Source organism: Ezakiella sp., assembly GCF_034180565.1.
Classification (GTDB): domain Bacteria; phylum Bacillota; class Clostridia; order Tissierellales; family Peptoniphilaceae; genus Ezakiella.
Genome location: NZ_JAXFOB010000033.1, coordinates 1 through 24,843 on the forward strand (window position 1 = coordinate 1; position 24,843 = coordinate 24,843).

Here is a 24,843-nt window from a genome sequence, read left to right on the forward strand (position 1 = left end):
GAGTGCTATTAGAGAATATATTGACTGGTATAATAACAAGAGAATAAAGACAAAATTACACGGCCTGTCACCTGTTGAGTACAGGTTACAAGCCGTGTAGTAAACGCGGTTATTTTGTCCGGGTTTGTGGGTGCATGTCAAGCAGATTGGTCTAGATTGCCTGTGAATCCGCTGTTTAGATTCTACATGGAGCAGTTTTTTACTAATCCTGCGCCGCAGCGAATTGATGAAGAGAAACTTGTAGAACTTGTTGCAATTCGTACTAGAAATTTGGCTGATGATATTCTTGCTCATGCTGATTTGTCTATTGATGAAGCACTCAATGAAGAGGAACGTCAGGTTATTAACCTTTTAAATGGACTTAAGGCATTAGTATACAACCACAATGATTCCACCTTAAGAACCGGTTCTGTATTTGCAGATTTTACTGCCCAGGTTGTTATGTTCTGTCTGCTATATGCACAAAGAGTTCTTTGTACAAGCAGTGATATTCCAGCAGAAAAGGCCAGCAAAATCCGGGAATTCGCATTTAATGATATAATCGATGGTGAGGCTCTTTTGCCATTTCGTAATTTAATGGTATACTTGCGTGACCATTCTAGTAATGGCACTTTCATAGGTCAATGGGTAGATGAATGTATTTCCTTCCTGTCTTTTGTAGAAATGACAGATTATCAGCTCATGAATCCGGATTATCATAGGCTGTTTGAATTATTTCTTACTAAATTTGATCAGCAGTCAAGATTTGACTATGGCGCATATTATACTCCGAAATCACTGGCCGATTTTATTGTTAGACTAACCAATCGAATTGTTGAGGAACATTTTGATGGTGCTTCTATTTATGACGCTGGCAATACTATCATAGATCCTTGCTGTGGTACGGGATCGTTTCTTGAACGAGTCGTGTCACATGACCTTGGTGATGGTGCATATAAGCTGTGTGGATTTGAGATTTTACCAGCTCCATATATGTTAGCCAACTATCGAATGGCTGTTGTAGGACGTCAGTATGCATGCAATAATTTAGAGACTAATATTTTACTTGCAAACACGCTTTGTAATTGTCTCTTTGATGAAGAAGCTAACGCAGCTTCGATTGAAGGGGAAGAATTAATACGTGCTAAAGAATTAGCTTCCCTTCCAATAAAACTAATAATCAGCAATCCCCCATGTTCAGATTCTATTCGGAATAACACCACGGCAGACTTTTCGCAAATCATTGATTTGATGGATGACTTCCGTCCTCCGGTTGAAAATCGCCATGGACGGCAGAATATTCAGAAGCAGATTAATAATCCTTTTATGCAGTTTCTTCGCTGGAGTTGTGACAAGCTGCTTAATTCGGAGAATCATTCAGTTTTAGCAATGGTTGTACCACTGTCTTTCTTGGAGGCAGAATCATATAAGTATGCCAGAAAATATTTAACGGAACATTTTTCAAGCCTCTGGGCTATTGCAATTGATACTGATGCTCGTACTGGAATCAGAGGAGATAGCTTGTTTTATACCATGCAGGGACGTGCAGTTATTCTGTTGACGAGGAAATATGGAGAAGCAACTTCTATTACTAACATAAACTATCTCGATATTTCTCGTGGAAAAAGAGCACAAAAGCTTGAAGTACTTGAAACGGATATTAATAGTATTATGGAATCCTTCGATAATTTTGATATTTCAGACACAATGTATTCGTTTATGCCTTCTAGACCGTTTAACGAAACAATGTATTCTGAATTTTGGCCGATAAGTAGTGAGCATGGTGATAAAGCAGTCTTTCTAAATCAGTGCTCTGGTGCAAAGATGGCACCGACAGCATTGCTTACACACGTCAAGCAGCCTATACTAAAACGTCGAAGCAGAGAGATAAGCAGTGAAGGCATACCGAAAGCACAGGAATGGATTGGCAGACAAGATAAAAATGTTGTCGATGCAAAAATCACTGCGTTTCAAGATGCTTTAAGGACTTGTAGCACAAGGCAAGAACTGGATGGAGTTTTGAATGAAAATATTCGTGTATGTTCATTTAGGCCGTTTGTGAATTCTAATGTGCTTTTGTGGGAGAAAATCTTTGAGTATCAGGCTGGTGTTGGTGGTGGAGGTGCAAGAATTAGACCTGAAATTAAAGCTGTTTACGATTTAGAAGATACTGTTGGATTTGCGTTAGCACATGCGCCGAAAGACCTTGATGAATCTCTTGGGCAATTCACTTCGTTCTGCTGGTACTTCCCAGATAATGATTTAAGTCGTAGAGGTAATGGGCATATCTATCTGAACCAATATATACCGAACACTCGAACCAATGAAGTGATAAACAACCTACACCCAGACCTTATTGAACATCTCTCTGAACTAACAGGGTTATCTGCGGCAGAGTGCTCCAGAAAGATGGTCTTTTATTCTTATGCTGTTTTCTGCTCACAGGTTTTCCTGGAAGAATTCTACGGTGCGCTCTTTGTCGTTAATCAATCAGAGAGTCGTGCTCGCATTCCGGTCGTAAATGATGCGGAAATTTTCTTGCAATTGTCAAATATGGGTGAACAATTAGCTACTCTAGAGAAAAATGGTGTAGAGGTAGAAAATATATTGGGATATGACTACGATAACATTGTTTCTCAGCTACCAAATGGATTCCGTCTTGAACATAGTAGGTCTGCTTCAAAAAATCCGTATGATGAGGAAAATGAACAGTTTATTGTTCGTGATGAAGTAAATGGTACGGAAATACGTGTGTATTGCCCTTTGGCGATCCAGAAATTCAACGTGGCAGGATACAATGTTGTAAAAGATTGCTGGCTTAAATTCCACTCTTACCGTTTTACTCATTGCGAATTTACAGCACAAGATTTCAGGGAACTCCTTGATCTTTTTAACATAATTGCCACTCAAATGAGAATTGTTACAGAAATTGATGAAGTGATTCACGGTATTGTTGATGGAGATACTCCGCTTCTGAGTTACAATACTGAAGATAGGTAATCCAAGAAAAACATCAATACTATTTATTTAAGATTAGTACTTCTGAGAGGATGACTACATGGCAAGATGGGATAGACCAGGAGTTCCGCACAAAAATGAAGACTATCGAGTAAACAAACTCCGTCTTCACAAAGCCGGAAAAAAAGTGGGACTTTTCGAGAACAAAACGAACAAAATCTACGTTCCGGACATGGAAACACTTTTGGGCGAAGGTGCGAGCGAAATTTATAAAGACATAACAGAAAACATCTCCGGTGGAAAATTTGTGACCATAAGGCGCGCCGACAACGGGGATTTTTTGTCGACCGATGGAATATACACAGGGAAACTTTTCACCGACTACAAAGACAGAAACCGCTCTTCCAAAATTCATCCGGTAATGGAAATCGCCGGGAAAAAATACGAAATGGAAATTGACGGCTTCTTTCAAAACAACAGATACGGTGCCGAAAAAGCTCTCGAAATTATCGGGAACAAAAGAACCGGAAAAATTTTGGATCTATACTCCGGAGTCGGACTCATCTCCCTCTTTGTCGCCGACAAAGCGAGTGAAGTTTTAGGAGTTGAACTTTGGGAGCCTTCGGTCATTAACGCACGCGAAAACGCAAAACTTAACAACATAACAAACGCAAAATTTATAGCGATGGACACGGGCGACCTCGCAAAAGAAAAACTACCGCTTGCGGACACAGTCATCGTCGACCCGCCGAGAAGCGGTCTCGTTCCCGAACTAATCGAGAGAATAAAAGAAATGGCCCCGAAAGAAATCGTCTACATGAGCTGCGACCATACAACCCAAATACGAGATATAAAAATGCTTCTGCCGGAGTACGAAATCAAAGACAACGCCGTGCATGTGATAGACATGTTCCCGGGTACGATGCATTGCGAGACGATTGTGAAAATGTCTCGAGTGTAACGAAGCGAGATTAATCTGCAAGTAGAATCTTTTTAGTATATAATTTGATTAGTAGTAATACTTAGTTTAGTAAATCGTATTGGTAATTTGCCTATAAATATAGTATAGTATGATGGACTTATGAATTGAGTTTATTTTTTGAAACTAAAAGATGATGATGAAAGTGAAGTGTTGAACTTAGCTTTTAACAAATTTTATTTGATAATGTAAATGTTTTATATATAGATAAAAAGGAGAAGAAAATGGCTGGGCATGAAGGTTTAAATAAAGCGGCTCGCAACAAAAAAGATGAGTTTTATACAGATTTAACAGATCTAAAAATAGATGCGATACCACAAAAAGCATTTTAAGTATAAAATAGTTTTATGCAATTGTAATGACCTTTTTGAATCGAATTTCTTCAAATATTTTGTTCTTAACTTTAATCGCTTAGAGCTTAAGAAGCTTATAGCAACTTGCTATTGAACTTCGCGAATTGAAAAAAGCAATTCTCCTTGTTTGATGTCGTAGGCGACGAAACTACAAAAGTAAGACCGTACAAAGCTGTAGTTACAAATGTTTATGATACTACAGGCGACGGCGGCATCGACATATATGATGTAGAAGTAAAAGATTTTAAAGATTTAGTTTTGAAATTTTTTGTCTGAAAAAGTGAACATAACAATAAGTCGTAATTTGAAAGTGAGATGTATTTTATGAAAAAGAAGATTATATTAACAATAGTATTTGTTATTAGTTTATTACCAATGTTATTAAACCAATATGGCGGAATGAAAGGTGTACAAGAGATTAGCGGTTTAATTAACTTGCATAATCCAATAGGCATTATATCTATGTTATTTTTTATTATAGGTGTATGGATTCCGTTTAAAAATAAAAAAATCAATAAAATTTTTGGTGGATTAGGAGTAGTAGGGATTGTGATTTCTGAAATATACACTTTCTTTACTTGGCACATAATGAATATAACAGGAAAAATGAGTATTCATAATAGTATCGAATTTGCCTTTCCAGAGTTTTATGTTGGATTGGTAATATCTTTAATTATGATAGTTGTTTATTTCTGCATTGATAAAATCGTAAAAGAATAACAAATTCTAATTTGTGTGGGAGTGATATGTTCCCACAAACAAGAAAAATGCCTTTGATATGTTTGGTCGAACATGGAAAGGATAAAAAGTGGTATTTGACATTCATAAAGTCAACTCGTGCCATGCCGAGACAATTGTTAAAATGTCTCGAGTGTAACGAAGCGAGATTAATTTGCAGGTAGAATCTTTTTAGTATATAATTTGATTAGTAGTATTTCACTATTTTGGAGATGACTTATGGATTATATTTTTGAAAAACTAAACAAAGATAATTTTAATAAATATTATGATTATTTATTATCGGCTACTGAATTAGAACCGGAACTTATGTGTTCAACTGATATAGACAAAGAAAAGCTTTATAAAAGATTAGATGATGAATTATCAAAAAGAAGCACTTCAATATTGGCTATGTACGAAGATAAGGTTGTCGGGAGAATAGAGTATCATTTTTATTCTTGTCTTCAAGACGGATATAGAATATGCTATGTCGACTGGGTGTATGTATTGCCGAAGAATAGAAAGCAAGGAATAGCAAAAAAATTGTTTAATGAAATGACCAGCGACTGTATAAAACATAGTATTGATGAAATTAGATTAATAAGAGCTACAAATAAAAATGCAAATGAATTTTACGAAAGTTTTAAATCTGCAAAAATTTGTGAGCTCCCATTTTTTATACAACATTTAAATTAAAATACTTAGATGTGCTCGGTATAATGTTCATTTTTTTGTGGAACGTTCTTGTAGATTCTTGGCAAGAATGCAAGTGAAGCAATGCAAGTGAAGCAACGCCGGATTTGATTGATTTGATAAAATTAATGGAGATAGTGATATTATTTTAGGAAGTGATAAACATGAAACATCCGGAAAAATGGAGAGATTCGATAGACCCTTTTTCCCTGCCCTTTAAAAATTTTCATTTGTTAGAGGTAATCGGTTATCCTCATGCAGGCAACGATGTTTTCCAAGTTAAAGGCATATACAAAAAAGAGAAGGTTGAAGCATATATAAAAGTAGCTCGACAGTTCGGTGCTGATATAGAAAATGAAATAAATACCATAGCTGCTATTAAATGTGATATTGCTCCAAGCATAATCGATTACGATGATGAAAAGAAGTATTTTTGCGTCTCTCTTGCAAAGAAAGGTGAGCGATTGTCTAGTATTGTGGGAGATAACTTTAATAGAGCTTCATTAGACTATCTCTATGAATATGGTAATGCTCTTGCAAAGTTACATGCGACGGAAGGAATTTTTCATGATGTAAAAGATCGCAAATTTTTTCATATACCAGATAAAGAGTATTTCCGAGAATTAGGCATAGAATTTGTCTACGATTATTTAATTTCGAATCAGCCTCAAAGAATTAATAAATGCTTCTGTCATGGAGATTTTCACTATGCCAATATTCTGTGGCAACAAAAGCATATATCAGCCATATTGGATTTTGAGTTATCCGGCCGGGGAAATAAAGAATTTGATATTGCTTGGGCATTGATACTTCGTCACGGTCAGAAATTCATGAACACAGATGAAGAAATTTCTTTGTTTATGGATGGTTATCAGTCAGAGGGCACTTGCAATTGGGATTATGTGAAGTATTATATGATACTTATCTATTCATATTTTTATAAAATCGGAAGAACAAATGTAGAGTACCTGTCTTACGTTAAAAATGTGTTTCTTGATTATTGCAAATAATAATATGTTTTTTGATGTTGTTATTTTTGATTAGAAATATATTATTTAATAATTTATGATATTGAATGAAATAAAATCAAATGGCTTTTAAGACCTACAAATCTTAGAAGCCATTTTTTTATATAAAATTTAATTTGAACAAATATATTTTTAACTAAAGCGGTGTATAAGTGTTATAATATAGATAAAAGTTAGAGCGATCGAATAAAAAATATTTTATATTCTATTAAAAATTTTTGACAGAGATGTCCTGGGATACAGGCTACTTCCCTACCATAAAATTACATACGCATGATTCGGTTCTCTATCTCCACTGATAAGAAATGATTACGCAACTGAACAAATTATATTTTTCTTTAACGGAAATATATCGGGCGTACGGTAATGATGACACTGAGTTAATATTTAACATAATAATCTGAGCGACAATTAGATAAATTAGAATTTATGAGGTGAAATAAATGAAACTCTTTAAGCATTATATTTTTCTTGCCATGTTGGTAATATGTCTTATATTATTTTTTTCATCATGTAAGAATCAAAAAGATTTCAGCAATAATAACAATAAAATAAAAACGGAAAAGCAAGTTTCTACAAAGAAAGAAGAGAAATTAGAACCAAGCGAAGATAAATTAGAACCAAACGAAGATAAAACAGAACCAAACGAAGATGTTGTTTGGGACGAAGTGACTGAAAATGGTGTGGATGAGGAATTACTACTAAAAAATATTGATGAAAAAACTCTCACGTTTATAGCTCAACAATTACAAGATATATGTACAAAAATTAGCGAAAAAGAAAAAAAGGATAAATTTTATTGGCTGAAAGGAGAATGGTATCACGATGTAATGGATTCTAAACAATATCACAATGTAATTTTATTGGAAAATAAAGCAATGAAACCATTATTTTTGATCATATATAAAAGTCCTATTGCCGGTTTGTACGAATGGATTTGCAGCAAAGCATTAACTGATATATCCGGATTTGATTTTTCAAATGAAAATAATGGTGCAGGATGGGGAAATTCAAAAGAATTTTTAGAAATGTTTATCGATAGGGTTCTTGAACAAAAAAAGTAATTACTTTCAGTTTCCAGTGGACTTTGACTTACACCATACAAAAAAATTCTCTTGTCCCCCTCCCCTTCTTCAATGAACGCGAAGACCAGTTTCTTTATGTAAGATTATCATCACGAAGCCCTAGCATTAATGTCGCGAGTGTAACGAAGCGAGATTAATATGCAGGTCTGGTCCTAAGAATCACCAAGAAGGCAAGCAAAGCGATGCCTGATTGGTTTGATTCGACAGGGCGAAGCCCTAGCATTAATGCCCGTAGTGTAACGAAGCGAGATTAATCTGACAAGTATTGAAGTAATGGAACCTATGCTAAAATCAATGAATTTGTTTGGAATAAATTTAAATTCTTAGAAAAAATAGAATCAACATGTTAATTTATATTACAAGGAGTGTTGAAAGTGATTGATAAAAGCAATAAAAAATTTTGGGATAAATTTGCTAAGCTGTATGCCCCTTTTATGAAAAAAGATAAAGGTGTTTATGATGAAGTTTGTAAATACATTATTCCCTATTTGAATAAAGATATGAATGTACTGGAACTTGCATGTGGGTCAGGCCAGTTATCGTTTAATCTTTCAAAGCATGCTAAAAATTGGATTGGTACAGATTTTTCCGAACAAATGATTATAGAAGCTAAAAAGCGTGGGGAATACGAAAATCTTACATTTGAAACCGCCGATGCAACATCATTATCTTTTCCAAATGAAAAATTTGATTGTGTCCTAATCGCCAATGCTCTTCATATTATGCCTAAGCCGGATGAGGCAATGAAAGAAATATATAGGGTGTTAAAACCTAATGGAATTTTGTTTGCCCCTACTTTTCTATGGATAGAGGGAAAGCAAAGAAAAATTATAAAAAATTTAATGTCTATTTTAGGATTTAAAATGTATCAAGAATGGAATAAAGAAGAATTTGAAGATTTTATTGAGGAATATAGTTTTTCAACAGTTGAAATGAAATTAGTATATGGAGGTCTTGCACCTATTGGTGTTATGATTGCCAAAAAAATATCCTAAATATTTTGCTCTCGTGGATTAAAAATTTTTACGTAAAAATGCATGGTAATATTTCCGAAAAGTATATTGGAATATTTATTCGACAGCTTTTTATGTCAAGAATTTGCCTCTACAATACTATGACGGCTTCAGCAGCCACTGTTTCAACTCATTGTTTAGAAATTAGTTGGATTAAAAGTGCAAATAAATTTATTATAAAATTATAAGGAGAAAACTATGGAGCATAATTGTGCTATTATTGACGACAAAAAAGCATTTAGATATAGAGCGGCAGCCATCATAGTCGAAGAAAATTGTGTACTCTTTGCAAGAAATGAAGTCGACGACTATTACTACTCAGTCGGCGGAGCAGTTCACATGGGCGAGACATCGGAAGAAGCCGTAAAGAGAGAAGTTTTTGAAGAGACAGGAGTTCGTTATGAGGTCGATCACCTTGCCGTGATACACGAGAACTTTTTCATTGGCACCTCCGGCTTAAAAGGAGTGGACTTCCATGAAGTTACTTTCTACTATATGATGAAGCCGATGGGCAAAAGAGATTTTACGAGCGAAAGTACTACAATGTCGGGCGTTAAAGAAACAATGCATTGGGTGTCGATAGATGAACTTGATAAATGCAAAGCATATCCGACATTTATGAAAGAATTTCTCCGTTCGGAACATAACGGAGTGGAACATATAATTACAGATGAAAGGGTCAAATAAACCGGTTAGACTATACGAAAGTTGTTTCCGGAAGTGTCGGAGGTTTTATGAAGACAATATATTTTATTTCAGGTTTAGGAAGTACTGAAGAGTCTGTACAATTATTAAACACTGAGTTAAACAAGCATGGATACGAGATAAAATTTTTGGATATTCCGGGGCAATATTCAAATGTAAACGTTAAAATAGTTGATGAGAAAGATTTTATAGAGTGGTTGAAAAACAGTATTCCTAAAGACTCTATTGTCATGGCGTTCTCAATTGGTGCTGATTTGGCACTCAAATTTAATAAGGAGATAAATCCCTGCGAATTAATTATTTTGGATGGTGGTATCATCGGTTATGATTTTGAAAACAGAGATTTAGAGAAAGAGATACAAGAAACAAGAGAGATTATCATCAAAAATAAGTTGAATATGAATCCGGATACTATCACAAATTTAATGTCAATTATTGCTGACGATTATAAAGATATTTTTGAAGTTGATTTACACTCCCCTGTGCTATTTTTTGTTGCGGACAGTCCAAATTATGCTTTTGAATATAAAAAAGTAAAAATTTATAAATACTATAAAACTAATCGCAATGATATTACTATAAAAATTGTTAAAGATACAACTCATGAGATTTATACTCAAAAGCCGAGATGTGTTGCAGAACAAATTGCCGAATGGTTGAGCAGCGAAAAATGAAAAAACTTCTTAGCAAATAGACTCTAAAATATGATCAATCGCTCCGACAGAAGATCGGTTGTATTTTTTTACGCCATTTTTAATTTATCGTAGCCAAATTTATTAAAATGGCGATATTAATCTCGCCAATATTGATTTATATACGCCAAATATGGTATAATGGCGAGAAAGGTGGTGAGAGTTCATGAGAAAATTTAATTATTCAAAATTAATTAGTTTAAATATACCGGCAAATATGTATGATTTAATATCAAAAATATATGAATATAAAGGCAAACAAGAACTTTATGTGGCTAATTTTTCCGATGTTCTCGATAAAATGATAGAGGTTGCAAAAATTCAGTCCACTAAATCATCTAATGCAATAGAAGGTATTTCTACAAATGATACAAGACTGGAAGAGTTGATGAACAAAAAAAGTGAACCTAAGAATAGAAATGAAGAAGAGATATATGGTTACAGAGAAGTTCTAGATATTATTCATGAAAACTATGAGAATATTGAATTCACAAAAAACAATATTCTGACCTTACACAATAGGCTTTATTCGTATTCCGAGGAAAATCATAATGGAAAATTTAAAACAATGGATAACAGTATAGTTGAAACAAATGCACTTGGAGAGAAAAAAGTAAGATTTCAACCTGTGTCAGCTTTTGAAACAGAAATTTATATTGATGCAATGATTGAAGCTTATAATGAAGCTGTCAACTTAAAAATCCCACCATTACTTCTAATACCGACTGTTATTCATGATTTTTTATGTATCCATCCATTCGCTGATGGAAACGGTAGAATGTCAAGACTGTTAACACTTCTACTACTATATAAAAACGGTTTTTTTGTAGGAAAATATATTTCACTGGAAATGATTATCGAGGAGACGAAAGATATTTACTATGAAGAGTTGCAAGCTTCAAGTGAAAATTGGCATTCCGGAACAAATGATGAGTTGCCGTTTATAAAATATATGCTCTCGGTCATCTACAAAGCATATAGTGAATGTGATGAAAGATTTAAACTAATATCAGAAAAATCTTTAACTTCTACAGAAAGAGTTATGAAGGTGTTTGAAAATTCATTAGAGCCATTATCTAAATCAGATATAGCGATTCTTTGCCCGGATATTTCAAAGAGAACTATAGAAAGAGCATTGAAAGAATTAAAAGACCGCGGCTTAATTAAACAATTAGGCAGCGGAAGATCGACTAAGTATATTAGAGTTTAAAACTATTTCGCAAGCAAAAATACAGGTAGATGACTTCTTAAACGTCTTTTTATTTGGAATGAAAATAGCTACTATGAATATCAGTGGCTTTGCCTCTACGTAAATGGAGCTTTATTTATAAGCAGTAGGTATATTGAAAAAAAGATAAATATTTGATTTAAGAAATTATAAGGAGAAAATTATAGAGCATATAAATACAGAGAAAAGGATGCAATGGACTAATTATAGCATGAAATTTATTGTAAAAGAAATTATAGATAAAAAAGAAAAAGAAAGAATCGCAAGAGAAGTGCTTAATGACCTGCCAGAATGGTTCGGCATACCTGAGAGCACAGAGAATTACATTAAAGAGTCGCAAGCAAAGCCGTTCCTAGCAAGTTTTTATAAGGACGAGCTAGTAGGCTTCATCGTCCTTGGCGCGAGCAGTCCCGACTGTGCAGAGATTTTTGTCATTGGCGTGAAGAAAAAGTTCCATCATCATGGAGCTGGGAGAGAGCTAAATAATGCCTATGAAGACTTGGCAAAGAACTTGGGATACACTTACACACAGGTAAAAACCGTTCAGTCCGGCCATTACGATGAGTACGACATAACGAATAAATTTTATAAAGCAGTCGGATATAAAGAGTTAGAAGTATTTCCGAATTTATGGGACGAATGGAATCCTTGTCAGATATATGTAAAGTATTTAGCTTAAAGAGAAGTGATATTATGTCAAAAACCGTAATTTTAGGATGCTCATCATTAAAAGACTATATCGATGAGGCCCAAAGAAAAGTTCATACGAATTACCCTGCATTTTATTTAAATCGTTTGTATCATAGAGATCCAAATGAGATGCGTGAGCACATCATTAACACGCTGACGACAATGGACAAGGATGTGGACACGATTTTGATTGCGATGGGTTACTGCGGCGGCTCATGGGATGGCGTCAAGGCTCCATGCAGACTTGTTATTCCAAAGATTGACGAGTGTGTTTCACTTCTTTTGCAGAATACATATGAAGTAAAAAGCGATTTAAAAGAACCGGGGCACTTATATGTACGCGAAAAAGATCCAATGAAAGAAAATTTTCACGCGATTTTTGATAAGCTTACTAAAAATTTGGACGAAGAAACGAAGAAGCATTACCATGAGGACTGGAAAAAATATTACCACGAGATAGACATCATCGATACAAAAATTAATGACTGTAGAAGAGCTGATTATGTTCGCGTTGTAAAGGAAGATGCGGACTGGCTCGGTGCGAAGCTGGGCTTTGTTGAGGGCGGCACATATCTATTGGAAAAACTTTTCACAGGCAGATGGGACGAACAGTTCACTATATTGGAACGAGGAGAACAAATATAAAACGAATGCATAAGTAAATATAAACAAATTGTTCCGACAGAAGATTGATTGTATTTTAATCTCGCCATTTTTAATTTATATCCGCCAATTATTGTATAATGGCGAGAAAAGGTGCGGAACGTCCCTATTGTTCATATACAATATTTATTTTTATAATTATTTTTAAACATTGAACTTTATAAACATAGAATCGAAAAAACTCTTCCTGCAATCGGAATAAGCATTCTCTGTATTATCAAAAATAATTCAAAATAGTTGTGCGAAAATTTAAATATAGTTTTATAATGAAAATAAAAATTTTGATGTCCAATTCCCCATCATTAGTATCACAATTATAACGAAGTTAGGTTAATCTGAAGATGCAGTTCTGAGACTCACCAAGAAGACAAGCAAAGCAATGCCTGATTGGATTGATTCTATAACATTAACGTCAAGAAAGTAATATAATTGGTTATAAAAATGCTGCAGCAAGTGGCTTTTAAGTTTTTAAAGAAAATCTTAAAAGTCATTTTTTTGTGTAACCAATGATAGTTCATTAAGAACCAAATTTAATAAAAAATATCCACAGAGAATACTTGGGACGAAAGATTGATTTTAAAAAAATAAAAATTCAATAGATAAAAGAACTCATATTAAGAACTGTAATTTTAAGAGATATAAAAATTTATTTTTAAATATGCCAATAACATATTGAATTTTCTCTATATGTATGTTAGAATAAAATTAACAAAGGATGGAATACTAATATTTTTGCAGAATATATAAAATTATTTAAATGTGCCAATGTATAAGAAGATAAATTATGTACAAAAGTAAATCAGAAGAATTCATCTCTTTTAAAAGCTTTTCGATATGTTTATTGCTACTCGTACTCTTGGAATAATCCCTGTAAGTTATCTATTTAATGGATTAAGCAATATACTGATTTAATATTGTGGAGGTAGTATTTTGGAAAAGAAAAAATTATATGTATTAACAGGATTTTTAGGCTCAGGAAAAACAACATTATTATTAAAGATTTTAGAACAATTGGAAGATAAAAAGGTTGGAATCATTCAGAACGAATTTGGTAAACTAAGTGTTGATGGAGAATTAATAAATAAAAATGGTATTCATATGACCGAGATAAGCAGGGGTTCAATATTTTGCTCATGTTTAAAACTCTCTTTTGTGCAAGCTCTTGCAGAAATGGCAAAAATGGATCTGAATTATGTTTTTGTTGAAAGTTCAGGACTTGCGGATCCTTCAAATATTGAAGAAATTTTAGAATCGGTAAAGGAACTGTCCGGTGATGTTTATGAGTTTAAAGCTGCCATTTGTCTTATTGATGCAGTTAACTTCTTGGATCAACTGACAGATGAAGAAACTGTGGATCGCCAATTAGCCCATTGTCATATGGCTATTATAAGCAAAGTTGACTTGGTGGATGAGAAACATTTATCCAGTGTAAAAGATGCAATCAGGAAAGTAAATCCAAATTGCAAAATAGTTAAAGCAGTTAAGGGAGATGTGGACCTAGGCTTTCTTGATGAAGACTTAATGGCATTAAAATGGGCAGATAATGAAGTTTCCTTAAATACTGTAGATAATAAGCCGAAGACCATAATGCTTGAAAGCGATGCCATTATAAGCAAAAAAGAGCTTAATGACTTTTTACAAGCAGTACTTCCGGACTGTTATCGCATAAAAGGATTTTTCCACTTGGAAGAAGGATGGACACAGGTTGATGTTGTGGAAAAATTAATTGATTTCAAACCATATACTGAAAGAGAAATATCTCAACTGGTGTTTTTATCTAAAATTGGTCCGAGAGTTATAAGAACAATTGATACTAATTGGAAAGAAATAGTTAAGAAAGAAATGAAATTAAGAAACTAGGTGATAAGATGAATGTTAAAGTTATTGGAGAAGGTTGCCCAAAATGCACAAAACTTTATGAAAATGTACTAGAGGCTCTGGAAGAACTTGGTATTGAAGCTGAAGTTGAAAAAGTTCAAAACCTATTAGATATTGTTAAACTAGGTGTTACGACTTCTCCGGCAGTAATGGTTGACGATAAGTTAGTGGTGAGCGGAAGAGTTTCCGGCGTAAATAAATTAAAGAAAATTTTTGAAGAATATAAGTAAAAATTATTTCTTTTAGCAATTTAAATAATTTCTTGTATTCTTATTTGTCTAATTAGTCTAAGAATTTATAAAAAAGAAGGAGAGTATCTCAAAGTGAAAAAGCCAAAAGTTGCATTTATATGTGTTCATAACAGTTGCAGAAGTCAAATCGCAGAGGCACTGGCAAAAAAATATGCTTCAGATGTGTTTGAATCCTATTCAGCCGGAACACAAATAAAAAAACAAATAAATCAAGATGCTGTCAGATTAATGAAAGATATATACAATATTGATATGGAAGAAACCCAATATTCTAAACTTATTGATGACCTGCCTCCGATTGATATATCAATTACCATGGGATGTGATGTAATTTGTCCGATTGTTGAAAATCAGTATACAGAGGATTGGAAGTTAGACGATCCTACAGGACGAGACGATGAATTTTTTAGAGAAATCATATCTAAAATAGAAAAGAATGTAAAAGATTTGAGTATTAGAATTCAAAAAGGAGATATTTATTAAAAAGCAAAAGCCCAAGTCGACATTTAAACAAGTTAAAATGGTTTTGAAAAAGCTATATTCTTATCCGGTACAAATTAATAAACAATTGCCGGAACGAAGATATAGCTTTTTTATACTGCTTAAAATATACTAATTTAAAAAATATTATTACCCAAAAATCAATATCAAAAAGACTTTTATTCATTGTTTCGTCTCAGGCACATCGAGACGATTTTTAAAATATTTAGAATGTAATAACGCTAGATGAATCTCAAATTACGTTCATAAAATCACAAATCACTTGAATAAATTTCGGACAATTACTTGAATGAAAACTTGCCAATCACTTGAATAAGTATTAAAATATATTATAGTAATATATGGGAGGAAATTATGAGAACAATTAGAGTTTCCGGCAAGGGTAAACTTTCCCTTAAACCGGATTTGATTGAATTAACTTTACGCACGAGCGGTACTTACAAAGAATACAGCGATACTATAAAGCATTCATCTGAGCAGACAAGGATTTTAAAAGAGACTTTAAAGTCTGCGGGGCTCGATTCAAACGATTTAAAGACCACCTCTTTTGACATCGACACCGCCTATGAGAGTTACAAAGACTACGAAGGAAATTCCAAGTCCAAATTTGTCGGATACGAATTTATCCATCGCACTTATATTAAGTTTGCAAACGACAACGAGCTTTTGGGAAAGGTCCTCTACTCTCTTTCAAGGTGTCCGATTAAGGTTAAGTTCGACATCGACTACACAATTTCGGACCGAGAAGGTGCAAAGGATCAACTTTTAAAAAATGCAATTGCAGACGCAACTCACAAAGCGAAAGTTTTGGCTGAATCGGCAGATGTGAATTTGGGCGAAATTGTCGACATCAATTATTCATGGGGTGAAATTCGTTTCAGTTCAAGTCCGATAAACACTTTTGCACTTGATTCCAAAATGATGGCCATGCCGATGGACTCCTACGACATCGACATAGAGGCTGACGATATAGACCTCGCCGACGCGGTGACCGTTGTTTGGGAAATTAAATAAATACACTCGAGCGGCTGTATAGTATATGAGTTGGAGTGAGCCAATTAAAAAACTGCTATTATAAATTTTTCAGTTTGATTAGCTCTATTCAAAAAATAAATTTTTCGTTTCACATTCTTCAGAAAATTGTTACTTCATTTACTCAAGTTAATTTTATGTTTGATTTTTTATATTTCGGGTATATATCTATGTAAAAGAGGATGATTTATTTAATGAAGAAATTTATTTTAGTTTTAGTATTTGCTTTTGCATTTGTAGGTTGCCAAAAAGCAAATACAACAACACCTACAGATACGAATACAAAGAATGAAACACAAGTTACTGATACAACCAATGAAAAAGCTACAGACCAAGCAGCTGCTGAAAACATCAGTTTGGAAGATGCTCTCAAGGTGTTTACAGACAAGTATCCGGAAGCAAATATTGAAGACATCAGCTTTGATGTAGACAATAAAGTTGCCAAATATGAAATCGAAGCTTTTGATGATTCAAATGAATACGATATGGAAATCTCCGCAAAAGACGGTTCCATTATCAAAGACAATTTCGAAAAGGACAACACAGCAAATAAAAAAGCTATTGACACAAGTTTGATTTCAAAGGTGGACGATTTTGTTGCAGAGACCATCAAAGATGCGGGTTCGGATTATTATTTGGATTCATATTCCATAGAGTATGACGAAATCGGAGCATACACTCAATTGGAAGTAGAAGTTAAAAATTTAAACGGCAAGGATATTGAGTATAAATACAATATGGAAACCGGTGAATTGATTAAAAAAGACCTATAGAATTTTCTCCCCCGGAGTATCCGGGGGATTTTTTTAACATCTCCCCTTTTTCGTTTCATGATTTAAGACGACATTAAATTTTATAAGACGTTTTATACCAAATGTTTATTGGGTATCAACTTATTATTAAGGAGGCAAATATGGATGTATTTTTAGTGGCAATCAGACTATTTTTAGCTGCTTTTTTAGGAGCTATAATCGGTGTCGAAAGGGAAATGAAACACAGAGCCGCCGGCTTTAGAACTCATATTATTGTGAGCGTCGGTGCGTGTTTGATTATGCTTATAGGAGTGGATGCAATCGGAGAGATTTCAAGCGACAAAGCCAGAGACGTCGCAAGAATGGCGGGTCAAGTTGTGAGCGGAATCGGTTTTTTGGGCGCCGGAACTATACTTCAAAAGAAGGACGGCGTTTCGGGTCTAACAACAGCTGCAACTCTATGGCTCTCCGCTGCAATCGGTCTTGCTGTGGGAATCGGATATTATGAGGGCGCAATAATTGCAACTGTCATTTGCCTAATAACTTTGGTATCCTTGAAGGGATTCAGCGATTTTATTAATAAGAGAACTACAAAGTCATATATCTTGACTTTTGATACAAATAATTTTGAGCAGGACAGTTTTCTTGATATCACTAAAAAAGAGGGTGTCGAGGTAAGAAAGCTGGATGTTGTCGATGAGGATATGGATGACATTTCAGTGGTTGAGGCGACTTTATCTTTTCATAAAAATTATGATATTGATGAATTTTTCAATGAATTAAAATCGGATTTTCATTTGAAATCTGTAAGTTTGAGTGACAAATAATATTAATATTCAGTATATATGGCGGCTTTTAAGTTCGATTCTTAGAAGCCATTTTTTGTATAAAACGATATGGATTATTAATTATAGTTTATGATATAATTAATATATACTGCCCCGCTCTTTTAAAGCGAGCGAGCCGGCGCATACATATTTAAATTTCACGGAGGCGCACACTATGAATTGGATAAACGGATTTGAAATTATGTGTTATTTTATAGTTTTGATTTTGGTTGCGGACATTTTAAAAAAGAAGAATTACAACGAGTTGGGGCTTTTGATTTCGGGCGCACTCGCCGGTTTTGCGCTTGAACTTTTGGCGGTGCGATTCACCGGAATTTATCACTACAGCAAAGATTTTTTCATAAGTATCGGTTTTGAGCCATATCAGTTTCCATTTTTCGGAGGTTTGATGTGGGGAGGAATCACAGTTTGCGCTTTAAGAATTGCAAATAAGTTTTCGCTCGGAAATTTCATGACCGCACTTTTGAGCGGTTGGCTCATCGTGAGCATGGATTTGCTCCTCGACGTTGCAGCCATAAGGCTAAACGGCGGTTTTTGGGTATGGGAAGGTCGCCCGATTACTCTCAACATCTCGCACAATATGTTTATGAGTGTAATTTGGGTAAATTTTTTGGGATATATGTTCGAAGTGCCGGCAATTGTTTATATGACTTTAAAATCTTGGGAGAAAAACGGCGAATCGAATGTGAATGTTTTAAAATCGCTTTTAATCGGCGCGGGCGGTGTTTTATTTGTGGGCATCGCAAGCGCAGTCGCACTTTTTTTAAACAAAATTACCGATGAATGGTTTTCCTCTATCGCTTTTGTTTTGTTGTGGCTATTCATTTTCGTAAAACTTATAATTACGCTTATAGAAAAAAGAGAAAAGATTATATTAAAATCAAAAAAAGACCCTGCCCTTTTAATCTTTTGGTTCAGCATGTACGCCTACTGTATCGCCGCGCTATTTAAACTCAAAATTTTTGCCGCCCTGCCCCTCTATGGAATTTTTGCATTTATTCTATTTCTCCTTACTATGGCATTGGCGCTTATAGATTTCGAGGAAGCGGTGTAATTTTAAGGAGTTAAATGAATTAAATTCCCGTTCGTCTTGTCGCCTAAAGTCAGAATTTTCACCATGAATTAATCGGCGAAGACTTATATTTTATTTAAAATGAAAGTAAGGAGGATTGTTATGGGAGAAATTGTGGAATTTCCGGATACAAAAAATTTAAAAGAAAAAATTAAAATGCTCCGAGAGAATTTGGAAGAGCTTTTGATTGAAAAGGACAATCTTGAGTCAATAGTTTGCGAGAACATCAAAACGAAGTACACTCTCCTTTTCGGCGGACTCGAATACAGGCTCTACAAAGCTTACTGCGAATATCTTCGTCTGCGAAGAAAAAAAGATATGATTCAAGCGAAGAAGAATCGCGAAGAAAAAATTAATATAAAGGCGATTGAAGCCGACCTTGACAATGAATTCATCGACTACAAAAGGAAGCTTGACGAAAAGATTTCCGAAGTGAATAATGCTCTCGAACGCTCGAAACTCAAATCTTTGAGCAAGGACGAAGTAAATGAGATGAAAAAATTATACAGAGTTATTGTGAAGAAGCTACATCCGGACCTCAATCCTAAAATTACGGAAGCCGAGAAAGAACTCTTTTATCGCGCGACGGAGTGCCACAAACACGGCGACCTGACCGCCATAAGAATAATTTTTGAGATTGTCGGGAGCGAGGAAGTGAAAGATGAAACGATGACTTCCCCAGCCGACTCTTTGGAAAAGGAAGCGACGAGACTCGAAACTTTGGTCGAAAGCGTTCAAAAAGACATCGAAAAAATAAAATCGACCGAGCCGTATATTTGGCAAGTTTATTTGTATGACGAAAATAAAAAGAATGAAAAATTGAACGAACTCGAGAAAGAAATCGAAAATTTTGAGAATGCAATCCGAACCCAGGAAGAATATATTAGGGAATTGTCGGGTGATAGTGATGAGTGATTTAGCGAAAAAGGACACAAGCGAACTTATTGATTATCTTTTAAAAAGCAATACGGGAATCACGCTTCCGAAACCTTTTGAGCGGGACATCTATCTCTTCGACACATTTGTCGCAGGGACGTCCCATATCGAAGGAATCGAAGCAATCGGATTAAATCTCAAAGAGGGCGACCGACTTGTGTTTTATAGGGAACCCGAAAATCCGCACGACCCACAGGCGATTCGCATTGAAACGCTCGACAAGATAAAAATCGGCTATGTCCCCCGCCGCGACAATGTTGTCTTTTCGCGGCTGATGGACGCCGGCAAAGTCCTCTTTGCGAAAATTGTAAAAAAAGAAACGGAAGGCACATGGCTGAAAATTACTATAAAAATATTTCTGCACGAAAGTTAAAGAGATTGTGAGTAAATTTAAATATAGATATAAAATTAGCGGTAAGCGTTTTTCGTTTATCGCTTTTTGTATGATTGCAATTTGATGAAATCGAATTCACACGGTTTAAATTTTTGTAAATTTTACAATATATTGATAATTTTCATACAACACATATATATTTAAAAAGTAAAATAGAATTAATAACTTCGGAGGTATGTTATGAGAACTATAAAAAAACTTTTTAGAAAATCTTTTTTCCTGATTCTGATTTTTAATTTGATATTTATTCAATCTCATGTCATTGGCGCATCTAATAAAAAATTACCATCCGGACTCAAATATGAAGATTTACCGAGAGCGATAGAAAATTATGTCAATGAAAATAAAGAAACCACTTGCGGTATGAATGTTATTGTTTATGACCAAGATGATATAGTTTATAAAAATTCTTTCGGTTATATGGATAAAGCCTCAAATCTAAAGTCAGAACCCGACACGGTCTATGAATGGGGTTCTATTTCAAAACTTTTTATATGGGTAAGTATCATGCAACTATATGAAGATGGTAAAATCGATTTAAATGCTGATATAAAAAGCTATTTACCTAAAGATTTTCTAAAAAATTTGAGCTTCGACACACCTATAACTATTATTGATCTTATGAATCATAAGGCCGGTTTTCAGGATACGTATTTTATTCAAACAACCGATATAACCGACACAAAGAGTCTCGAAGACGCTCTAAAGTTTCGACAACCTAAGCAAGTTTACGCACCGGGAGAGCACACCGCATATTCCAATTGGTCGGCAACACTCGCCGCTTTTATCGTTCAAAGGATTTCAGGAATGGATTATGTGGATTATGTTCATAAGAATATATTTGAACCGCTTGATATGAAACATACTTCAATCAGTCCTACTTATTCCGACAATCCATGGGTTCTCTCTCAAAGACAAAAACTGAAATGTTATGATATAAACGGTAAAGTAATTGACGGCCCCGGAATGTATTACATTTATCTCTACCCTGCCGGTAGTGCAGCGGGAACTATTGACGATTTAAAAAAATTTGCTCGCGCTCTTACACCTGACGAAAAAAACCCTTCCCCCCTTTTTAAAAATGCCGATACAATAAAAGAAGTCTACACACCTACAAGTTATTACGGTTCAACAAACATTCCTAAAAATTTTCACGGTTTTTTCGCAAACGAATACGGAGTTCAAACTATCGGTCACGGAGGCAACACTTTCGGATGTTCGGCAATGCTGCAATTCGACCCTGTTAGCGGAGTCGGGATAGTTGTTATGACGAATCAGGCTCATGAAACCGTTTACAATTACGAAATGTATGAACTTATATTTGGAAAATTTAAAGATTCTAAACTTGCTAAAATTAATAGAACTGTGCCCAAGGGATTGGTTTTGAACACACGCGGAATAATTAGAGGTCCGCTCTCATTTTTAGGTGCAATGAGTGTCACATCGTATGATGAAGAAGATTTGGAGAATTGGTGGTATGAGGAAAACGGAATTTTGGAAACGCAATATTCCGACTTTATTCTTTCAACCCCTAAGGCCCTCACTAATATTATGTGTATAATATTATTTATCGTTGCAGGTATTTATGGAATTATTAATTTATTAGTTTGCGCTTTTAATTACTTTATCAAAAGAAAAAATGAATTACAAAAAAACTCTCTCAGAAAAGATTCTTATATCATCTCTGCTTTAATGGGTCTGGGTTTAATAAATTTATTTATTGTATTTGTACGACTAAATAATGGATATCGAACCGGAGAAATCGGAAGTGTAACATCTTATATGCTGCAAAGTGCAATTTTTGCAATCCTGTTAATATTAATTGCAGTTTCTGTCAGTCATGCAAAGAATAAGCATTATGAAAACTCTACAAAGAAAGAACAGCGCAAATTCTTCATAACAACACTCTTGGCAATTACTCAATACATGGTAATCATAATTTTTGAAATGTATAAATTTTGGAGAATTTAAAAATAATGAAAGTTTTGAAAAAACTAGTTTGTATTTTTTTAATCCTAATCGCTTTGATTCTAATCTTGCAGTATATAGGATCCCTAATTAACAAACGCACTCCAACCGGTGGCATAAACGAGTTCATGTACGTCGAAATAAACGAGACGAAACAATGGATAAATATTTACGGTAAAAACAAAAATAATCCGGTTCTACTCTATTTGCACGGCGGTCCCGGCTCGTCGACAAGCGAAATCGACTACGCTTTCACGCGCAAGTGGGCAGACATTTTTACGGTTGTGACATGGGACCAGAGAAATTGCGGCAAGAGTTATAATAAATCGCAAAATAATATCACTCTCACAAAAGATATGCTCATGGAAGACGGAAAAGAGATGACCGAATTTATAAAATCTTATTTGAACGTCGACAAGATAACCCTTCTCGGGCATTCTTGGGGCTCCATTTACGGTGCAAATCTGGTGCTCGCGTATCCCGACTGTTATAATTTGTTCATAGGATGCGGTCAGCTTGTCGATATTGTCAGAAACGAAGAAGCCTTTAAAAAAGAGGCTATAAAATGGGCGAAAAATGATGAGGAAACGCTTAAACTCTTAGAAAAAGTACACCCGGAAGACATTACACCGGATTCGATTAAAGCGAAGAATAAGATTTTAAAAAAATATGGATATAATATTATGAAAGACGGCGCCGACTATTTTTTTCCGGCGGCAATTTTATTCAACCCGAACTATTCCGTGAAGGATTGGTTTTCTTATTTTAAGCGTGACAAAGAGATGTATCTCGATTTTTTTCGAACGGATGAATTTAAGTCGTTTTCACTGACCGGTAAATATGAATATCGCGTTCCATATATAAATATTAACGGCGATATGGATTATCAGGTTAACTACAAGTTGTCGGCGGATTATTTCGACAAAGTTGAAGCGCCGGAAAAAGATTTGTACATTATGAAAGATACAACTCATGCGCTTATGATCTCCAAGTCCGAGGAGTTTTCAAAAATTCTGCATGATATATATGAAAAATATAAAAGTCGGCTTTAACTCATTAATTAAAAAGAGATAGGCACATGCATATCTCTTTTGTTTTATACTTGAATTCTTTGTGCTATAATATAGTACAAGGAGATTTTCAAGATGAAAAAAGTTTTAATTTACACTTCTATTGGCGTGGCTTTGGCGATTATTTTGTTTTTTGCGGTTGCATTTTTTGGCAATCCCATAAGTAGAGTCCTTGCAAACAAGGCGGCAAACGATTATTTAAAAACGCACTACACCGACCTTGAGCTCGAAAAAGAGAGAGCTTTCTACAATTTTAAAGATGCGAAATATGTCGTGAGACTTCAAGACAAAAACAGTCCCGACTCAAGTTTCGAGCTCATTTTTGACAGTTTGGGACGCTTGAAGTACGATTCATACGGCGACAGAGAACTAAACACTTTCAGAAGATATGTTGATTTTTTAAATAATCTAAGCGACGAAATCGCAAATGAAAACGGGTTTGATTTCGATTTCAGGCTCAGCCCGAGCGGCGAAAAGTATTATCGCTCTTATTTGAATTTGGACCAGGTTTTCGATGCGGATGATTTGCCGAGCACTGTTGTGGCAAATTTTAAATCATATGCGGAAAGTCCAAGTCTCGAAGATATTATGGACAATTTGAAGAAAGTTCAGGCGGTGCTTGCGAAAAGAAAAATTCCCGTCGAAAGTTTTTCAGGTCTTATTATCCCTCTCGCCGACAAGGAAGATGAAGACAAAGCGGAAACTTGGGCGAACGCGATTAACGTTTTCGGTGTGCCTGAAAAAGTGATTGTCGACGGCGACATGAAAGCACTGAAGAAGATTTACGATGACGGAAATAAAATAGCAAATAAATAGAGCGCGGCCAAGACCGCGTTTTTTGTTTGCAATTTCTCTCCCCTTTTCATATATATTTCATCACCTGCGAACCGGTGGACAAAGTTCCGCTCGGACAACTATATAACTTGTTCTAGATCTATCCGTGAGTTTCGGCTCACGGATTTTTTGGGTATAAATATTTTGAAAGGAGAATTTATGGGACTATTTAATAAGAAAACGGAAGATGAAAAGATTCTTGAATTTGTCGAGAACTACAAATTGGAGGAGTTGGACGTAGAGGACATAAAAAAGCTGTATGAGATTTCAAAAACTGCAAAATTCAGCTATGCGCAAGGATTAATTGAGCAAAATTTTATTATTATCAAGCTTTTGGACAGGCTCAATAAAAATATTGAAGAATTGAAAAATAAATAAATTGTGTACTGCCCCCTTAAATCCGGACACGGAAATAAGGGGGCATTTTAATGAATAAAATAACATATGAAGAAAAATTAAAAATAATTAAAGAAAACGAAGATGGCTATGGAAAAGACTATCTTTCCAAAAAATATAATATA

28 protein-coding genes are annotated in these 24,843 nt (G+C 34.7%); all 28 read left to right on the top strand.

From position 1 onward, the window contains the following. On the top strand, nt 1-100 hold a 100-nt coding region (locus tag SPI61_RS07215; protein WP_321136885.1), incomplete at its 5' end, for an IS3 family transposase. 86 nt (nt 101-186) lie between these two features. Continuing rightward, entirely contained in the window at nt 187-2,979 is a 2,793-nt protein-coding gene (locus SPI61_RS07220; protein WP_321137448.1) for a class I SAM-dependent DNA methyltransferase, read from the top strand. 58 nt (nt 2,980-3,037) lie between these two features. Further along, nucleotides 3,038-3,898 carry a class I SAM-dependent RNA methyltransferase gene (locus tag SPI61_RS07225; protein WP_321137449.1) on the top strand — a complete coding sequence of 287 codons (861 nt, stop codon included), beginning with the start codon at nt 3,038-3,040 and terminating at the stop codon, nt 3,896-3,898. 324 nt (nt 3,899-4,222) lie between these two features. Beyond that, complete coding sequence (locus SPI61_RS07230; protein WP_321137450.1) at nt 4,223-4,363, top strand: adenine-specific methyltransferase EcoRI family protein; 141 nt, start codon at nt 4,223-4,225, stop codon at nt 4,361-4,363. Between the two features lie 29 nt (nt 4,364-4,392). After that, entirely contained in the window at nt 4,393-4,545 is a 153-nt protein-coding gene (locus tag SPI61_RS07235; protein ID WP_321137451.1) for a hypothetical protein, read from the top strand. 48 nt (nt 4,546-4,593) lie between these two features. Then, complete coding sequence (locus SPI61_RS07240) at nt 4,594-4,989, top strand: hypothetical protein (protein ID WP_321137452.1); 396 nt, start codon at nt 4,594-4,596, stop codon at nt 4,987-4,989. A 237-nt stretch (nt 4,990-5,226) separates the two neighbouring features. Beyond that, a complete protein-coding gene (locus SPI61_RS07245) occupies nt 5,227-5,685 on the top strand; it encodes a GNAT family N-acetyltransferase (RefSeq protein ID WP_321137453.1) in 459 nt (152 codons plus the stop codon). 161 nt (nt 5,686-5,846) lie between these two features. Then, nucleotides 5,847-6,692, top strand: coding sequence for an aminoglycoside phosphotransferase family protein (locus SPI61_RS07250; protein ID WP_321137454.1), 846 nt, complete (start codon nt 5,847-5,849; stop codon nt 6,690-6,692). Between the two features lie 461 nt (nt 6,693-7,153). Continuing rightward, a complete protein-coding gene (locus tag SPI61_RS07255) occupies nt 7,154-7,774 on the top strand; it encodes a hypothetical protein (RefSeq protein WP_321137455.1) in 621 nt (206 codons plus the stop codon). 395 nt (nt 7,775-8,169) lie between these two features. After that, nucleotides 8,170-8,790, top strand: a complete 621-nt coding sequence (locus SPI61_RS07260) for a class I SAM-dependent methyltransferase (RefSeq protein ID WP_321137456.1) — start codon at nt 8,170-8,172, stop codon at nt 8,788-8,790. 216 nt (nt 8,791-9,006) lie between these two features. Continuing rightward, nucleotides 9,007-9,495 (top strand): NUDIX hydrolase, encoded by a 489-nt coding sequence (locus SPI61_RS07265; RefSeq protein ID WP_321137457.1) that lies wholly within the window; start codon nt 9,007-9,009, stop codon nt 9,493-9,495. A 47-nt stretch (nt 9,496-9,542) separates the two neighbouring features. Continuing rightward, complete coding sequence (locus tag SPI61_RS07270; protein ID WP_321137458.1) at nt 9,543-10,187, top strand: alpha/beta hydrolase; 645 nt, start codon at nt 9,543-9,545, stop codon at nt 10,185-10,187. 184 nt (nt 10,188-10,371) lie between these two features. Beyond that, entirely contained in the window at nt 10,372-11,415 is a 1,044-nt protein-coding gene (locus SPI61_RS07275; protein ID WP_321137459.1) for a Fic family protein, read from the top strand. A 229-nt stretch (nt 11,416-11,644) separates the two neighbouring features. Beyond that, nucleotides 11,645-12,112 (top strand): GNAT family N-acetyltransferase, encoded by a 468-nt coding sequence (locus tag SPI61_RS07280; protein ID WP_321137460.1) that lies wholly within the window; start codon nt 11,645-11,647, stop codon nt 12,110-12,112. 14 nt (nt 12,113-12,126) lie between these two features. After that, complete coding sequence (locus SPI61_RS07285) at nt 12,127-12,768, top strand: DUF1638 domain-containing protein (RefSeq protein ID WP_321137461.1); 642 nt, start codon at nt 12,127-12,129, stop codon at nt 12,766-12,768. A 948-nt stretch (nt 12,769-13,716) separates the two neighbouring features. Beyond that, complete coding sequence (locus SPI61_RS07290; RefSeq protein WP_321137462.1) at nt 13,717-14,646, top strand: CobW family GTP-binding protein; 930 nt, start codon at nt 13,717-13,719, stop codon at nt 14,644-14,646. Between the two features lie 8 nt (nt 14,647-14,654). Beyond that, a complete protein-coding gene (locus SPI61_RS07295; protein ID WP_321137463.1) occupies nt 14,655-14,894 on the top strand; it encodes a thioredoxin family protein in 240 nt (79 codons plus the stop codon). 93 nt (nt 14,895-14,987) lie between these two features. Beyond that, nucleotides 14,988-15,398, top strand: a complete 411-nt coding sequence (locus SPI61_RS07300) for an arsenate reductase ArsC (RefSeq protein WP_321137464.1) — start codon at nt 14,988-14,990, stop codon at nt 15,396-15,398. Nucleotides 15,399-15,770: 372 nt separating this feature from the next. Continuing rightward, complete coding sequence (locus SPI61_RS07305; protein WP_321137465.1) at nt 15,771-16,430, top strand: SIMPL domain-containing protein; 660 nt, start codon at nt 15,771-15,773, stop codon at nt 16,428-16,430. A gap of 212 nt (nt 16,431-16,642) precedes the next feature. Continuing rightward, complete coding sequence (locus SPI61_RS07310) at nt 16,643-17,221, top strand: PepSY domain-containing protein (RefSeq protein ID WP_321137466.1); 579 nt, start codon at nt 16,643-16,645, stop codon at nt 17,219-17,221. 140 nt (nt 17,222-17,361) lie between these two features. Further along, nucleotides 17,362-18,027 carry an MgtC/SapB family protein gene (locus tag SPI61_RS07315; protein ID WP_321137467.1) on the top strand — a complete coding sequence of 222 codons (666 nt, stop codon included), beginning with the start codon at nt 17,362-17,364 and terminating at the stop codon, nt 18,025-18,027. 175 nt (nt 18,028-18,202) lie between these two features. Continuing rightward, a complete protein-coding gene (locus SPI61_RS07320) occupies nt 18,203-19,102 on the top strand; it encodes a DUF422 domain-containing protein (RefSeq protein ID WP_321137468.1) in 900 nt (299 codons plus the stop codon). A 120-nt stretch (nt 19,103-19,222) separates the two neighbouring features. Next, nucleotides 19,223-20,035 carry a molecular chaperone DnaJ gene (locus SPI61_RS07325; RefSeq protein WP_321137469.1) on the top strand — a complete coding sequence of 271 codons (813 nt, stop codon included), beginning with the start codon at nt 19,223-19,225 and terminating at the stop codon, nt 20,033-20,035. Then, nucleotides 20,028-20,429, top strand: a complete 402-nt coding sequence (locus SPI61_RS07330) for an HIRAN domain-containing protein (protein ID WP_321137470.1) — start codon at nt 20,028-20,030, stop codon at nt 20,427-20,429. Before SPI61_RS07325 ends, SPI61_RS07330 begins: the two co-directional genes overlap by 8 nt. Nucleotides 20,430-20,630: 201 nt before the next feature. After that, nucleotides 20,631-22,421 (top strand): serine hydrolase domain-containing protein, encoded by a 1,791-nt coding sequence (locus SPI61_RS07335; RefSeq protein ID WP_321137471.1) that lies wholly within the window; start codon nt 20,631-20,633, stop codon nt 22,419-22,421. 125 nt (nt 22,422-22,546) lie between these two features. After that, nucleotides 22,547-23,470, top strand: coding sequence for an alpha/beta hydrolase (locus SPI61_RS07340; protein ID WP_321137472.1), 924 nt, complete (start codon nt 22,547-22,549; stop codon nt 23,468-23,470). Nucleotides 23,471-23,563: 93 nt separating this feature from the next. Then, nucleotides 23,564-24,304 carry a hypothetical protein gene (locus SPI61_RS07345; RefSeq protein ID WP_321137473.1) on the top strand — a complete coding sequence of 247 codons (741 nt, stop codon included), beginning with the start codon at nt 23,564-23,566 and terminating at the stop codon, nt 24,302-24,304. A 177-nt stretch (nt 24,305-24,481) separates the two neighbouring features. Further along, complete coding sequence (locus SPI61_RS07350; protein ID WP_321137474.1) at nt 24,482-24,700, top strand: hypothetical protein; 219 nt, start codon at nt 24,482-24,484, stop codon at nt 24,698-24,700. The last annotated feature ends 143 nt before the right edge of the window (nt 24,701-24,843 follow it).